At 65.6% G+C, this 14,993-nt stretch carries 8 protein-coding genes; 2 read left to right on the forward strand and 6 right to left on the reverse strand.

Going from position 1 to position 14,993, the window contains the following annotated elements; all coding sequences use genetic code 11:
* Positions 1-75 precede the first annotated feature (75 nt).
* Positions 76-1,677 carry a carboxylesterase/lipase family protein gene (locus WG901_RS21050; RefSeq protein ID WP_339589088.1) on the reverse strand — a complete coding sequence of 534 codons (1,602 nt, stop codon included), beginning with the start codon at positions 1,675-1,677 and terminating at the stop codon, positions 76-78.
* Between the two features lie 307 nt (positions 1,678-1,984).
* Between WG901_RS21050 and WG901_RS21055 the strand changes: the two genes are divergently transcribed.
* Both WG901_RS21055 and WG901_RS21060 read left to right on the forward strand, forming a co-directional pair.
* Positions 1,985-3,673, forward strand: coding sequence for a tannase/feruloyl esterase family alpha/beta hydrolase (locus WG901_RS21055; RefSeq protein ID WP_339589089.1), 1,689 nt, complete (start codon positions 1,985-1,987; stop codon positions 3,671-3,673).
* A gap of 133 nt (positions 3,674-3,806) precedes the next feature.
* Positions 3,807-4,328 (forward strand): winged helix-turn-helix transcriptional regulator, encoded by a 522-nt coding sequence (locus WG901_RS21060; RefSeq protein ID WP_339589130.1) that lies wholly within the window; start codon positions 3,807-3,809, stop codon positions 4,326-4,328.
* 44 nt (positions 4,329-4,372) lie between these two features.
* Here WG901_RS21060 and WG901_RS21065 read toward each other — a convergent pair whose 3' ends face one another.
* From WG901_RS21065 to WG901_RS21085, 5 genes are all read right to left on the reverse strand, one after another.
* A complete protein-coding gene (locus WG901_RS21065) occupies positions 4,373-6,358 on the reverse strand; it encodes a PKD domain-containing protein (protein WP_339589090.1) in 1,986 nt (661 codons plus the stop codon).
* Between the two features lie 241 nt (positions 6,359-6,599).
* Positions 6,600-7,454, reverse strand: a complete 855-nt coding sequence (locus tag WG901_RS21070) for an aldose 1-epimerase (protein WP_339589091.1) — start codon at positions 7,452-7,454, stop codon at positions 6,600-6,602.
* Positions 7,455-7,629: 175 nt separating this feature from the next.
* Positions 7,630-9,030, reverse strand: a complete 1,401-nt coding sequence (locus WG901_RS21075; RefSeq protein WP_339589092.1) for a sugar porter family MFS transporter — start codon at positions 9,028-9,030, stop codon at positions 7,630-7,632.
* Positions 9,031-9,140: 110 nt separating this feature from the next.
* Positions 9,141-11,795, reverse strand: a complete 2,655-nt coding sequence (locus WG901_RS21080; RefSeq protein WP_465263055.1) for an alpha-L-rhamnosidase — start codon at positions 11,793-11,795, stop codon at positions 9,141-9,143.
* Positions 11,796-11,950: 155 nt separating this feature from the next.
* Positions 11,951-14,656 carry a TonB-dependent receptor domain-containing protein gene (locus tag WG901_RS21085; RefSeq protein ID WP_339589094.1) on the reverse strand — a complete coding sequence of 902 codons (2,706 nt, stop codon included), beginning with the start codon at positions 14,654-14,656 and terminating at the stop codon, positions 11,951-11,953.
* Positions 14,657-14,993: the final 337 nt, after the last annotated feature.

Here is a 14,993-nt window from a genome sequence, read left to right on the forward strand (position 1 = left end):
AGGCTAAGCTCGGCCCCTTCCCGAGCCCGGTCCCGCAACGGTCCGCATACCTCGAACCGCAGCGACAGCCCGTCTTCACGGACCAAACAGCGAGTGCCCGTTGGTGATGTGCTCGACGAGGGCCGCCTCGGCCTCGGCGTTACGAGACCGATATTCGCCGAAGTTTCCGCCCAGTTCGACAATGGCGCGGTTCGCGCCGAAGACCGGCCATCGCGGCAGACCTGCGCCATTAGGATCTCCGGTCTTCACGAAATTGAGCCAATAGGATTGGACGATGCGCGAGATGCGCCAGTCTTCGCGTGTGAAGGGACGCTCGGGCGCCTTCCCGAGCGTTGCGAAAACGTAGGGGACCTCACTTGTATGAAAGGCCGCATAGCGCGTCGCCTCGGGCCCCGGTTCGACATGCGTCCAGACGTAGGCGTAGAGTGGAAACCGGCTCGTTCGATTGCGCTCCTTGCTCCAGGCGACTGTCGCCGCGATCCCGGAATCGCGAATGAGCGATGGCATCGGCGATCCGCCATCGGCGGCCGGATATGGCTTGGCCAGCGGATAGAGCGTACCCAGCCGCGATGCGATGACGCCGTATCGCGCGCTCAGGAAGCGTTCGTATCTTACTTGATCGGTGAGACGATAGGACGGGTTGAGGCCGCTGCCCTCGTCCGCGGTCAGGCCGATCAGCACCGGTACGTCATTGTACCGCCCCTCCTTGAGGGCAGCGGCCGGATCGAGCGGCAACACTGCGCCGTCGGCGTAGGGCTTCGTCTTGAAACCGCTGGGCGATCCCGGAATTCCGCCAGCCTTGAAGTATGCAGAAGTAAGCTGAGGCAAGGAGAGCGCGCGCGCCTCGTCGAGCGTCCGCGCACCTGCAGCCTCGAATAGCGAGACGGCGCTCCTTTCGGCATTTTCGCGACTGTCGAGCCACAGGTCGTAACCAGTTCCGAGGCCGACGCCGCTCTGCGCGATTGCTTGCCGGAAGAGCCCGCGCGCTCCGGGCGCAAGCATCAGATAGTGCACCGAGAAGGCACCGGCCGATTGGCCCGAGATGGTCACCCGCCGAGAGTCGCCGCCGAAGGCCGCGATGTTGCGCCTCACCCAGCGCAAGGCTTCGATCTGATCCTGGATGCCAAAATTTCCGCCGCCGCTGTTGCGAAGTTCTGGCCGCGCTAGCGACCCCAAGAACCCGATCCGATAGTTCAACGAGACGACGACGATGCCTTTCTCCGCCATAGCGGCGCCGTCGTAGACCGGCACGGACGCGGAACCGGAGGTAAAGCCTCCACCGTGGATCCAGACGAGCACGGGCAGGTTCTTCGACGCTGTTCGCGGGCGCCAGACATTGAGGCTCAGGCAGTCCTCACTGGTGTCGCCGCTCGGCAGGTACTCGTGAGTCCAAGGGCCCAGACTTGGAACGATGGATTGTGGGCAGCTCGGACCGAACCTGTCGGCAGCCCTGACGCCTTTCCACGGCGCAACCGCCCGAGGCGATCGCCAGCGGTTCGGACCGATCGGCGGTGCTGCATAGGGGATGCCCAAATAGGCAATCGCGTCGCCTTGCCGAACACCGACCAGGCGACCCGATGAGATTCTCGTGGTCGGGCCGACCACCGGCCGCTCCGCGATGACTGGGCTCGCAATCAGGGAGAGCGCGAAAGCGAACGAGCAGGCAGTTCGGAACATGAGGCTTCCTCTCTTCAATTCTGGCTTGGCGGCCGCCGCGGGGGATCTCTTGCGCGATTGCTTGACGGGTCGCGACGGATGAATATGTTACTAGTTAATCAGACAGCAAGTGGATTCGACGTGACTGTCGATTTCGCTGGGTGGGACCGCAGACGTCCGGGCTTTCAAGTGCGCAATGCCTTGAAGCGCCGCGGCGAGACGCACGACGGGGAAAGCCAATCGGTCCAAGGTGATGGTTCGAAATCGAACCGGCCGCTCGCATCCAGCAGTTCGACCAAGCGCCGGGTTCATTTCAACGGAGAGTAGCATGATCGGGGATCTTCGCAGCGTCACTATCACAGGGGGGCTCACGGCCTTGATCTGCTTGACCGCGCCACAAGCGGCCTGGGCGCAGCAGGGCCAGCCCACGACGGGCGCAGCGCAGGCCGCGCGGTCCTGCGAAGGCCTGCAGGGCTTGACGATCGAAGCCTCACGCATGGCGCTGCCCACCGGCGGCGCCCGGATTACGGGGGCGAGAACCGTCGCAGCGAGCGAGCCCGGGAAAGTCGGCTATTGCAGTGTCGATGGAGAAATCCGGCCGATCGATCCCAAGGGCTTTCCGATCAAGTTCAACGTCGCCCTGCCCGACGACTGGAACGGGAAGGCGATGCATCTAATGGGCGGCGGATGGGACGGCTTCGTCGTGAGCGGCTCGAGCGCCGTCGTGGGAGCTGAGCACTTGCCGACGCCTCTCGCTCGGGGCTACGCGGCTTTCGGCAGCGATTCCGGCCACGAGTACCGCACGCCCGACTGGCAAGCCAATGACGAGGCGTTCGAGAATTTCGCCGGCAATCAGCTCCGCAAGACGCACGATGCGGCCATGGCGATCATCGAGCGTCGATACGCCGCCAGGCCGCGATTGACCTATGCGACGGGTGGATCTGGTGGCGGCCGCGAGGCGCTCTACGCCGCCGATCGCTGGCCCGAGCTCTACGACGGCGTCATTGCCTTCTACCCTGTGTGGTCCGCGGTGGGGGCTTTCAGCGGCTGGATCGACAACGCTCAGGCTCTGGCATCCCCGGGCGCATGGTCCAACCCCGCCCAGCAGGCGGCGATCAGCCGTGCGGTCATCGATCGATGCGACGGGCTCGACGGGCTCGTGGATGGCCTCGTCGGCGACACGGGGGCGTGCCACGTAGATCCCGCCAGCCTGCGGTGCCCCGAGGGGAAGCCTCCCTCGGACGACTGTCTTGCGCCGGCGCAAGTCGCCGGGCTGGTCCGGGCCTATGGGACGGAGCGCAAGCTTCCTTTCCGCCTACCGAACGGGGTCGACCGCTTCCACGCCTACAACGTGCTCAACGGCGGGGCGCAACCCAGAATGGGCAAAGTGTCGCCGGGTGGACCGATCACAAGCGATACCAACTTCGGCGGCGCGAACGAGACGGCCTTTGGCGCCGTCCTGTCGGATCCCTTCGTCCGTTTCGCCGTAGCGCGCGATCCTTCGGCAGATCTCTTCTCGTTCCGGGCCGACGGTTCCGCGGCGATCAAGCGCCGCATGATCTATCTTGCCCGCCGAATGGACGTCGATCCGACAATGGCACGCTTCGTCGCCAAAGGTGGAAAGATCCTGCTGGTTCACGGCAATTCAGATCAGGTCCATTCGGCGGATTGGTCGGACGAATTCCACGATCGCATGTTCAAGGCCTACGGGCCCGGCAAAGGCCGCGCACACCTTCGTTACTATCGCGTCCCCGGGTTTGGCCACGGCATCGGACTTCGCCACGGCGCCAAGTTCGATTTCCAGGCAGACATGCTGAGCGCGTTGGAAGGCTGGGTGGAGCGCGGCACCGCACCGGCCGATCTCACCGCCACTGACGACACCCCCGAGCGGAACCGGCGGACGCGCCCGCTATGCGAATATCCGACCTACGCCCGCTACCAGGGCGGCGCCCCCGATCTTGCCGCCAGCTTCCGCTGCGTTGCTCCCGAAACAGGCCGCGAAGGCAGCCGGCCTTGAGCGTCGCGATGGCTTCCCGGCCTCGCCCGGCCTTTCTAAGGTGGCCGTTCCCCGCGCGCGCGATGGGAGAAGCTGTCTCTGCGCCGGCTCCATGGCCTAGGCACGGACAGGCGTGGATCGTCGCCTAGCTAGGATGTCAGCGTTGGAAGAGACCCGAATTGATCTGCGATGCGGACTGCCAGCGGCGCTCGAGGCGATCGGCGAACGCTGGTCCTTCCTGATCCTTCGCGCAGCCTACAACGGCGTTCAGCATTTCGAGGATTTCCTTAAGACCTTGGGGATCGCCCGCAATATCCTGTCCGACCGGCTCGGTCGTCTCGTCGACGGCGGCATCATGGTCCGCGAGCCCTGCGCGAACGATCGTCGCAAGATAGAATACCGGCTGACCGAAAAGGGCGTCGACCTCCTGCCCGCCATTCTTGCCTTGCGGCAATGGGGAGAGAAGTACGGCAGCGGCGAACCATCCAACCCAGTGCTCGTCGACACCCGCGACTTCCGGCCGATCGCGACAATCACGATCAGGGCCCACGACGACAGGTACATAGGCTGGTCCGAACTCGAATGGCAGGACGAGGCGACGCTCTCGCCTCCCCTTGGCAAGGGCCGCCCCACGACGTCCCAGCGTCTCACCAGGGCGGTGCCCGACCTCTCATAGCGCGCGGAAGGCCACGGACTTCGCCATCTTTCCGCGTGTCGTCTTCAGCGCACGACGACGCGAATGCGATCGAGATTCTGGACCGCAGTCCCGGTCTCGCGAGGCTTTCCTTCGCGCTGGGAGGCAGCCCACAGCGTGACGAAATAGGTGCCGGGCTTCGAATAGACATGGGTCCGCTCGACGTTCAACCTGCTCGACGGCGCAGGCGCGGTTTCGGGCACGAGCGCGAAAGCCTCGTCTCCGAACCACCAGGCCGTGCTTACGACCTTGCCGGCGGCCGGGGGCACGGAGACCGTGCCGCGAAACGAGATCGCCTGGCCGACGGATGCCTCGATCCGGTCCATTCGCCCCCCTTCTAGTTCGACGACGGGCTGTATGCCGCCGCGTCGCGCAGCGGTCGCCGCGAGGTTCAGCTGACCGCCCGTGACGGCATAGCGGCTCGAAGCCGGCGGTGCCTTGCCTCGTTCGACCCAGTTCATCACGTCGAGAACGGCCTGGTGTAGCGCGGGAACATAGTCGATGCTCGAGGCCGCCTGTTTTCCCGGAGGCGGAATGTCGAGGTGGCCGGCATTGTCGTTCAGGTAGAGCCTGAAGTTGCGTGCGTAGGCTCCTGCACCGATGGCCGTCCTGACCCGCTTCGCGTACCAATCGGCCATCCAGGGCTGCGCGCCGCCATCGACCATGGACTGGACGAGGATCACTTTCATCGTGATCTCGCCCGTCTGGCGCCCGCCCCCCGCCGTACCGGTCGCCGACTCCGTAGCAGCGAGATAGCTGCGCTGCGGGTAGAGCGGCTTTCCGTCGGCGGCGCGCAGGACATCATAGGGGTACATGTCCCGGTCGAGCGGCATCGCATGGCGATGATAGAAGTGCAGCGCGAGGAAGTTGCGATTGTTCACGAGAACCTTCTGCCCGGGCGCCACGCTGTCCGCCGCCCCGAGAACCGTGCGCTTGAGCAAGGCTTCGATCCCCTGCCCCAGTTGTCCCGTGGCACCTGGAGCACGATCCTGCTGCCAGATCGTGTCCTTGTCGAGCCGACCTCCCAGTTCTCCGAGCTTGGTGCGCCCACCCGCATCGTAGAGCCAATATTCGAACGACATGCCCGCAAGGGGGCCTGTGCCGAGCGAGGGCGCCCGGTCGAGCTTGATGCTGGCGACGCGACCCTCGGCGTCGCGCCCCACTTCGGTCACCGTCGCCCATTCGTCGCGGATCGCCCCCTTGAGGTAACCGGGCGGGTTTGCCCCTTCGTAGCCCGGCTTTGACCAGAAATCCTCGACATAGGCGGGATCCTTTTCCTTCACGCCGGCCGTGAGGACCATCAGCAGCGGATTGCTGCCGCCGCCGAACATGCCCGGCGTTTCGAAAGTCGCAAGCGGGGTTCCGAGGGCCAGCGTTTCAGCCAGGATGGCATGCTCCTCTGCGTTGAGCCCGGCAAAGGGACTTGTCCCGCTTCCCGGCGCGACCGCATCGGCAATGGTGGTGAGCCGCCCGCCCAGGGCGAGGCCCGACAGCGATCCGCTCGCATTGACGTTGGCCAAGGACGCCGCGTTCGGCATGACATAGGGGACTGCCCCGTCCCAGACGCCCCGGGTATGCTCCATGGCGCCGGCCGTGACGAGACCGCCCCCGCTGCCACCCCACAGGTAGCCGCGGATCGTCCGATCCGACTTGTAGAAGTCCTGGGCGTAGCGCCGCGCGATTTTTGCCGCGGCCGCGTCCGGGCGGTAGCCGCCGCAGCCGCATGGAACGCCCGCGACGTTGACGAGATAGGCGCCGTTGCCGAGAGCGAATGCGATGTCGCCTGGGTTTTCCGGTTGCTCGAGCGGATAGGCATGCTGGAAAAAGCGCCCTTCCCAGGCCGTCGCCGACGGCAGGTAGAGGGTCACCTTGTAGGATGATTGCCCCGTAGGCGCGGAGAAGTGCGCCTCGACACGGGTGTGCGGCATGGGCGTCGTCGCTTGCGCGACCCTGTCCACGACGAAGGTCTTCGCATTGTAGAGCGGGTCCTCACAATCGGGCGTGATCTCCATGGGCCCGCCGGACATCTCGATCCTGCAGCTTCCTGCGCCGACCGTCGCATCTTGCGCCGCCTGACCCAAGCAAGGCGCCGGAGCGGCAAGTGCGAGCGCTGCCGCGCCCCAGTAACGTCCTGCAGATTTCACGGACACCTCCCTTTTTTCCTTCAGCCTCGGCAATGCGGACGCCCAAGAACCCTGGCACCGGGGATCGATGCTTGGGGTCGGATCCCCCCTGCTCTGGGCAGGCGCCCGCTCAGACATGGCGAGTCTCCATCCTGAGGCTCGCGGTCAGGGTCGCTCCCGGCGGCAACATCGTCATCGCATCGGTATTGATGGCGTTCGTCGCATGGCTCACGGGCTCGACACAAAAATAGCCCTCCCCGCTCGGCGTGAACACGACCGTGTGATCGAGCGCGTCATCGGGCTTCAGGGAAAGGGAAAGGTTGCGCGAGGGCCAATCGATGCGCAGATCACCGACACGCCCGGCATAGACGGTATCGACGGTGCGGCTCGCAGCCGGCCTTCCGCCCCACCAGTCTCTTGGCGCGGCCGCATACTCGATCGCCTCGGGAAGCCCGTCCGCGGACGTCTGCCACTGCGCCATGTGCAGGCCGTGATAGACCGTGGCCTCATCACGCGGAAAATAGGGATGAAAGCCCAGGCCCGCCGGCATGTCGCTTAGGGACCGGTTGGTCACGGCAAGGGTCAACGTGAGGCCGCGCTCATCGAGCGCGAAGGTCTCCCGTGCGACATAGGCCCAGGGCCATTCGCCCGGCTCGTAGACATGTTCGAGAACGCATCGTGTCGGGGCAGCTTCGCGTACTGTCCAGGCCGCGAGCCACCCGAACCCATGAAGAGCATGCGGATGGGCCGAGCCCGGAAAATTGGGCGTGAGCCTCCGCTCGATTCCATCGCAAAGAAAGTGGCCATGGGCTATCCGATTGGAGAACGGCACCAGCGGGAAGCAGGCGACATCCAGGATCGTATCACCGGTCGCCGATCGCATGAGCTCGGCGCCCTGCCAGTCGAAGGCGAGAATGGAGCCTCCGCGTTCGGGCGAAATGCGCAGGCGATAGGCACCGGCCGACATTTCCAGTTCGGTCGTCATTGCCGCCGCACCTTCGACCACGGCAACGACATGATCGCGCGCCGAAGCAATATTGGCCGAGCCCGCCCGGGCGGCGTCGCTGCCTCGGGCGGGGTCGATCCGGCCGAGCGCTGCGCGAGCGCCGCCACGGCTCGCGGCGCGCTGTTCTGGGCAAGGGCCATCGTCCATTTCCCCGCTAGCCCGTCATTTGCTCGAGTTCGAGCCCCTTGGTTTCCTGAATGGCGCGCTGGACGAAGACGAGGGAGAGCGCAGCGCAGATCGCGTAGGCTCCATAGGTCACGGGCAAGCCGATGTTCTGGGCGAGCCAGGGAAAGCTCGCGCTCACCGCGAAATTCGCCAGCCATTGGGCGGCGCCGGCCACGGCGAGCGCGGAACCGCGAATTCGGTTCGGAAACATCTCGCCGAGCAGGACCCACATGATCGGCCCCCAGCTGAGGTTGAAGAACACCACGTAGGCGTTGGCCGCCACGAGCGCGATCCGGCCGACACCTTCGGGCAGGCTGACGTGTCCATCCGTGATCATGGCCTGCGAAAAGCACCAGACGAGTATGGCGAGGCTGACGGTCATGCCCGCTGATCCCGAAAGGAGCAGCGGTCGCCGCCCGATCCTGTCGACGAGACCGATGGCGACGAAACAGGCGAGGATCGAGACCACACCGTTCAGGATGTTGATCTTGAGCGCATCGCTCTCGCTGAAGCCGACGGCCTGCCAGAGGAGCGCGCCGTAGTAGAACACCACGTTGATCCCCACGAGCTGCTGGAAGACCGCGAGGCCCACGCCCACCCAGACGATCGGCCGCACGCCGCCGCCTGGCGCGATGATGTCCGCGAGCCGCGGCGCCTCGCCTCCCGCCAGCGAGGCTTCGATCTCGGCCACTTTCGACGGTGCCGATCCCGGACCCAGGATCTTTTCGATGACGTGGCTTGCGGCCGCCCGCCGGCCCTTGGCGACGAGATAGCGCGGGCTTTCGGGGATGAAGGCGAGTGTGACGAGGAAAAGCAGGGCCGGTATGGCCTGGAGATAGAACATCCAGCGCCAGGCCGGCTGGCCCGCCGCATAGTCGCCGAGCGACGACCCCGCCTCGGCGGCGAGGTAATAGTTGGCGAGGAAAGCGCCGGTGAGACCCGAGATGATCATCACCTGCTGGACGCTGGCGAGCCGCCCCCTGATGTGGGCTGGTGCCACTTCGCTGATATAGGCAGGCGACAGGACGCTGGCTGCGCCGACCGCGGCGCCGGCGAAGACGCGCGCCGCGACCAACATGAGCGCCGATGTCGCGGCGCCAGAGGCGAGCGCGCTGACGACGAACAGGCCCGCGGCCATCATCATGACGGTGCGGCGGCCGACGTGATCGGCGAAACGCCCGGCGAGGAAGGCTCCGAGCGCGCATCCCGGCAATAGGGCACTGACCGTCAGGCCGAGCTCCGCCTCGCTGAGCCCGAAGGCGTGCCGCAGCCCGTCCTGCGTGCCGTTGATCGCGCCCGAATCGTAGCCGAACATGAAGCCGCCGATCGTCGCGACGGCGACGATCAAGCCGACATAGGCAGGGCTACCGCCCCGGGATTGTGTGATCATTTCTGTCCCCTTGCTGCCTGTCGTCAATCAATCCGCGCTTCCCATGCGGTGCGCCCCGATCACGTGCGGCCCGATCAGGTCCCGGCCAATCACGCGCTCCATCGCGGCCGTCATGCGCCACGGGCGAGCAGCAATTCGAACTCGCCCGATCCGAAAGGTGCATCGCGGCCGGCCTCGGGAAACACCCAGCCCGAAGGCACGGTGAACGTGGCGTTGGCACCCGGCGGTACGCGCAGCCTTATCGACAAGCAGTCGTCCACGATCCGCCAGTCGATACCGGCCGTGCCGAAGGGAGTGTCGATGGCAGCGCGCGCGGCATCGATCCCGCCGCCCGGCTGGGGCTGGAAGCGGATTTGGCGATAGCCGGGCCGCGCGCCGGGAAGCTCCAAGTCGGCGGGCGCGAGCCCGGCCAGATGGCGATAGAGCCAGGCTCCGACCGAGCCGTAGGCGTAGTGATTGAAGCTCATCATGGTTTCGGCATCCTCAGCCGCCATGTCGCCGGCATGAATGCTCCCGTCGGATGTGATCGCGTCCCATCGTTCCCACATGGTGGTCGCGCCGTTCAGGACCTGGTTCAGCCACCCGGGAGAATTCTCGTTGAGAAGAAGGCGCATGGCCGCCTCGTGCTGCCCCGCCGCGCTGAGCGCCGGGAGCACGAGCGGCGTACCGAGGAACCCCGTGCCGATACGGCCGTCCGCCATGGCGACGAGGTCCGCGAGCCGCTCACCGACACCTCGGCGCTGCGCCGGGGGCGCGATCGCAAAGGCGATCGCAATGGCGCATCCGGCCTGCGTCCCTTGCGCAATCTGGCCCCAGACCCGCCAGCTGGCGTCGGCGACCTCTTGTGAGAGGTAAACGTAGCCGGCCGCCTCGACCTCCCGCCCGAGAACCTGACAGATCCGCGCGAGGCGGCCGGCACTGAAGGAGAGATAGGCCGAGGCGATGAAGTCGCGGTCGGTCGTCGCCTCTTCGGGCCGATCGGGCGGCGCCCCCGGATCGAGCCAGTCTCCGAGGTGAAAGTCGCCGCGCCACACGCCTTGCGGGTTGCGGCGCGAGGCGGCCCAGTCGACCCAGGCGCACATGCTGGAGAACTGGGTTTCGAGCACCTGCCTGTCGCCGTAAGCCTCATAAAGGGCCCAGGGCACGAGAACGGCGGCATCGGCCCAGCCGACGCCGCCGAATTCGTATGGGTGGCCCTCGATCACGTTGGGCACCGTGCTTGGCACCTGCCCGTCGCCCGCCTGCTCGATCGCAAGGTCGCGAAGCCAGCTCGCGAGAAAACCGCGCACGTCGTAGTTCGCGCAGGCCGTCGGTGCGAAGACCTGAATGTCGCCGGTCCAGCCCATGCGCTCGTCACGCTGCGGGCAGTCGGTCGGGAGCGTCACGAAATTCCCGCGCTGCGACCAGCGGATGTTCGATGCCAGCTGCTCGATGCGAGAGTCCGAACAGGAGAAGGCGCCGATCTCGCGAAGATCGGAAGAGACGACACAGGCTTCGATGCCATCAATCACCGCCTCTCCCACGACCTCGATGCGCGCATGGCGAAAGCCGTGGTAGGTGAACGCGGGCGCGAGCCGGAAACGTCCCGGCTCGACGGTGTAGACATCGGTCGCCTTCGCGCCGCGGAGCGCGGCTAGGTGCAGGCTTCCATCGGCTTCCAGAACCTCGGCGTGGCGTACCGTGATCCGCGAGCGCGTGAGCGCCTCGCCGGTCAGTTCGAGAAAGCCGGTGAGATTCTGCCCGCAGTCGACCCGAATGTCGGCGCCCCGCGACCATCGCGGCACGAGGCGCTCGACGATGCGCGCGGCCGGCATGCGTCTTTGCTCGAGGCCGCTCGGCAGCTCCAGCATTTCGACGGGCGCCCATTCCCGCTCGTCGAAGCCGGGCTCTCGCCACCCCTCGGGTTCGAGCGACCTGTCGATCTCGCAGCCATCGTAGATGTCTGCGCTGCGGATCATGCCCGTCGTGGCGCGCCATTGCTCGTCGGTCGCGATGATCACCCGCGTACCGTCCACGAAATCGACTTCGAGCTGGGCGAGGAGCGCCGTCGTGTCGCCATAGACCGCGCGCCGGTTCGTCCAGGTCAGCTTGCCCCGCCACCAGCCATCGCCCACCGCGCCGGCGATCACGTTCTCGCCGCTGCGCAGCAGGTCGCCCACGTCGTATGTCGCGTAGAGATGACGCTCGCCATAGGCGGTCCATCCCGGCTCCAGCAGGTCAGCAGAGACCGGCGCGCCATTGAGCCAGCACTGCTGAAGCCCCAGCGCCGTCACGTAGAGGCGGGCAGAAGCGACGGGCCGGTCGATCGAAAAAGCACGCCGAAAGAGCGGAGCCGGCGCGGAGCACCGCACCCCCACGTTGAAGGCTGGCGATATCGGCCTTGCCGTCCAGTCAGCCTCCCGGAACAGCGCGGCTTCGACCGCCAAGGGTTCGCACCATAGGGTCCGGCCGAGATCGGTCCAGACGCGTATGCGGGCCCAGACCCTCTCGCGGCTCGCAAGCGGCATGCCCGGCCAGAGATGACTGAAGGGATATTCGCCCTCGACTCTGCCCGTCGTCGCGAGGACCGAGACGAAGTCGGGCTCGCGCGACGTCTCGACTTCGTAGGCGCGTTGCCCGACCCCGCTGCGGTCTGTCGCAAGACGCCACTGCAGACGGGGACGAGGAGACCAGACCGCGGCAAGACCAGCATCGTCCGCCAAGGCAAGTGCCACGGGCATAACCGAGGGGTCGCACACCTGAGCCCCCGCGGAGCAGGACATCATTGCCGGGGCCTCACTGAACTTGCGCCTGTCATGCGGCTCTCACGATATGGAATGATCCGAAAGCGCGTCAGGGAACGCGCTTCCGGATCGAACACGGCCGCGCAAAACTTCTGGCCATCCGGACCCAGGGCGGCACGGGTCCGGATGGCCTCGCCTCAGAAGCCGATGCTCACGCCGAGCTGGACGAGGCGCCCGACGGTGGATCCATTGACGAAGCCCGCCTTCGCCGCGTCGAAGGCATCGAAGGTGCGGTATTCGGGCGGGTCGGTGTCGAAGATGTTGTTGACGCTGAGCGTGAAGGCCAGCGACTTCATGAAATTCGAACCCTCGCCGCGGGTCTTGAGATTGTAGCGCAGATAGAGGTCGAAAAGATCGTAGGCGTCGATCTTGCTCTGCTCGGTCGGAAGACCGACCGAGACGGGCGCCGCGAGGTCGAAGCCCGAGCGGTGGCTCCAGATGAACTGGCCACTCAGATTTCCGACCGTAGCGCCGACGGTCGTGCGCAGGCGAAACACCGAGGCGGAGCCGTTCTCGAGCTGGAGGTCGGCGGCAGGCTGTCCAGGCGCGAGGACAAGCTTGCGATTGAGCTCGTAGGTCGCGTTGGCGCCGAGGTTAATCGAGCCGAAGCTCGTCTCGTGGGCCAGGCTCGCATTGAAGTCGAGACCGTCGAGATCGATGCGCCCCAGGTTGCGCTTGCGAATATCGAGGATGGCAAAGGTGCAGGAAACCTGAAGGCAGTTGCCCGCCACAGTCTGAGAGCCGGCAACGAATTGGTCGATCAGGGACTGGCTCACTTCGCCCTGGTCGGCGACATAGACGAGATTGCCGAGCGGCCCCCACATCAGCGCCGGCACTGTCAGCGGCGGGAAGCCGATCTGCCCCTTGAACTTGACGTTATAGTAAGTCGCGCTCAGCTTCAGGCCCTGCATCGGTTCGATATCCGCCCCGATCGTGAAGGTCGTGGCCTCCTGCGGCTTGATGTCGGGCGCATTGCCCTGCACGACCGCAATCGCGCGGTTGCCGACCGAGGCCTGACGATCCGCGGGAGTGAGGAAGTTGATCGTGAAGCGATCCGAGATCGAGGCGAAGCTCTGCGGTTCGGCACGCGGGTCGTCGGCAAGGCTCGGGGCATTGAATGAGGTGCCCCATGTGCCGCGCAGGCGAAGCCAGTCGACCGGACGGTAGGTGATGCCGAACTTGGGATTAAACGTTCCGCCGACATCGTCGTAATGGTCGTAGCGCCCCGCCGCCGAGAGGGTGAGTTCGGTAAAACCGGGTGCCGCGTTCTGCTCGCCGAATACGGGGATCACGAGTTCGCCGAAGAGCGCCTTTACGCTACGGCTCAGCCGCGCGAGCGGCAGGTTCCGTGCCGGCTGCAGCAGCACGCGATCATTGGGGTCGGCCGTGAGCGTGTTGGGCACGAAGGCATCGGCGTTGCCGGTATCCTGGCCGCGCAGGGTGTCGCCTTTCCTGACGTTTAGGGCCTCGCGGTACCATTCGGCGCCGACGGCGAGCTTCACCGAGCCGCCCGGCAGCTTCATGAGATCGCCATCGATCGTCATGCGCACGTCGGACAGGCGCTGGCTGGCGCGACCGTAGGATTCGCCGCTTCCCAGGACGGCCAGCGTCGCAGGATCGCTCGACGCGGGATTGTAGGGATTGAACAGGCCCGCGACGATGGCGTTGTCGAGCGCGCCCGCGATCGCGTTGACCGTGTTCTGCCGCGAGAGCGTCGTGCTCCAGCTCTGGCTGCCGAGCACGCGCAGCTGCCATCCGCTTCCAAGATCGGCGGTCAGGGTCGGCAGGATGCCGTAGGATTCGACGTCGATCTGCTGCCCCTGGTTTTCACCCCAGGCGAAATAGACCTGCTGCGCGGGGCTCAGCGTGAAGTTGCTGAAGATATAGGGCGAGCTGATGAAGTTGGGTGCCGGCGCCGGACCGAGCAGGCTGGGCCACAGGAAACGGTTGGCGCGCAGTTGCCCGCCGGCGGGGAAGCGCACCTTGTTGTTCGAGTAAAACCCCTGGACGTCGAGCTTGATGCCCTCGCCGAATTCCTGCGACAGCCCGGCAAAGACGGAGTGCCGCTTTTCACTCGGGTAGAAGGCGAGATCGTCGCTGTAATCGCAGTCCGTCACGCGCCCGGGCTGCCCCTGCGAGAACGGGTAGTTACCGGCCGCCGCCAGCTCGACGCGGTTACCAGGCGAACACTCAAGTCCCCTTGCGGACGTGGGCGCGGCGGGAAAGCCGGGGATGGTCGCAAATGCCTGGGCGGAGGGGAAGTGGCGGATGTAGTCGCGGTCACGACCGCGGATAGAGTCGTGCTGCGCGTAGTTGTAGGCGATGAATGCCGAGCCGGTCGACCAGCTATGGCCGAGCGCGGCATTCACGTCCCACTGGTTGTAGTCGTCGCCGATGCCGTAGCGTCCCTCGACCTGGATGCCTTCGACCTTCCGGCGCGTGATGTAGTTGATGACGCCGGCGACAGCATCGGAGCCATAGATCGCCGAACCGCCATCGGGCACGACCTCGACACGCTCTAGCGCACCGGGCGGGATGATCGCGGGATCGACGCCGGTGGAAACGATTCCCGCGCCGACGATGCGGTGGCCGTTAAGGAGCGAAAGCGTCGTGGTGCCGCCCGCGGTATTGGAATCGAGCCCGCGCAGGCTCGGCCGATTGACCGCGATACGGTTGCCCTGAGCCTGGGGCGCCAGGAGGTCGTTGAAGTAGTTTAGCTGAGGAATGGTCTGCAGCATCTGGGCAGTGGAATTTGCACCCGTTGCGAGAATGTCCTCGCGCGTGACTGCGACCGCGTTGCTTCCCGGAGGGGCGATACCGCGCACCAGGGTACCGGTGACCACAATATCGCGAGCATTCGCAACATCCTCTGCGGATTTTTCTGTTTCCTGCGCGTGCAGTGTCGCCGGCAGAGTTAGTCCGGCCACGGCGAGCGCGAGGCTCGAAATGCCGCAATGCCGAACGCGCGAGCCTAGTCCCTTGAGCATCCCCATCATCCCCTCTTTTTCAATACGCGGGCGTATGCCGCGTTTGCGCGGTTATTACGCATAACAACCAAATCCGGTCATTCACGTCAAGATGCCAATTGTGATACCATACTGCTGAGTATGTATAACTTGGAACAAAAATTGTCGCGGATTTCGCCATTTTTTGCTGAATCGTGGGCGGAGCCCACTATCG

It is taken from the genome of Novosphingobium anseongense (assembly GCF_037482895.1).
Taxonomy (GTDB): Bacteria; Pseudomonadota; Alphaproteobacteria; order Sphingomonadales; family Sphingomonadaceae; genus Novosphingobium; species Novosphingobium anseongense.

Coding starts and splice junctions, on each gene's coding strand:
- WG901_RS21050 (WP_339589088.1), bottom strand. CDS start 1,677: ATGTTCCGAACTGCCTGCTCGTTCGCTTTCGCGCTCTCCCTGATTGCG.
- WG901_RS21055 (WP_339589089.1), top strand. CDS start 1,985: ATGATCGGGGATCTTCGCAGCGTCACTATCACAGGGGGGCTCACGGCC.
- WG901_RS21060 (WP_339589130.1), top strand. CDS start 3,807: ATGTCAGCGTTGGAAGAGACCCGAATTGATCTGCGATGCGGACTGCCA.
- WG901_RS21065 (WP_339589090.1), bottom strand. CDS start 6,358: ATGGAGATCACGCCCGATTGTGAGGACCCGCTCTACAATGCGAAGACC.
- WG901_RS21070 (WP_339589091.1), bottom strand. CDS start 7,454: ATGACGACCGAACTGGAAATGTCGGCCGGTGCCTATCGCCTGCGCATT.
- WG901_RS21075 (WP_339589092.1), bottom strand. CDS start 9,030: ATGATCACACAATCCCGGGGCGGTAGCCCTGCCTATGTCGGCTTGATC.
- WG901_RS21080 (WP_465263055.1), bottom strand. CDS start 11,795: ATGATGTCCTGCTCCGCGGGGGCTCAGGTGTGCGACCCCTCGGTTATG.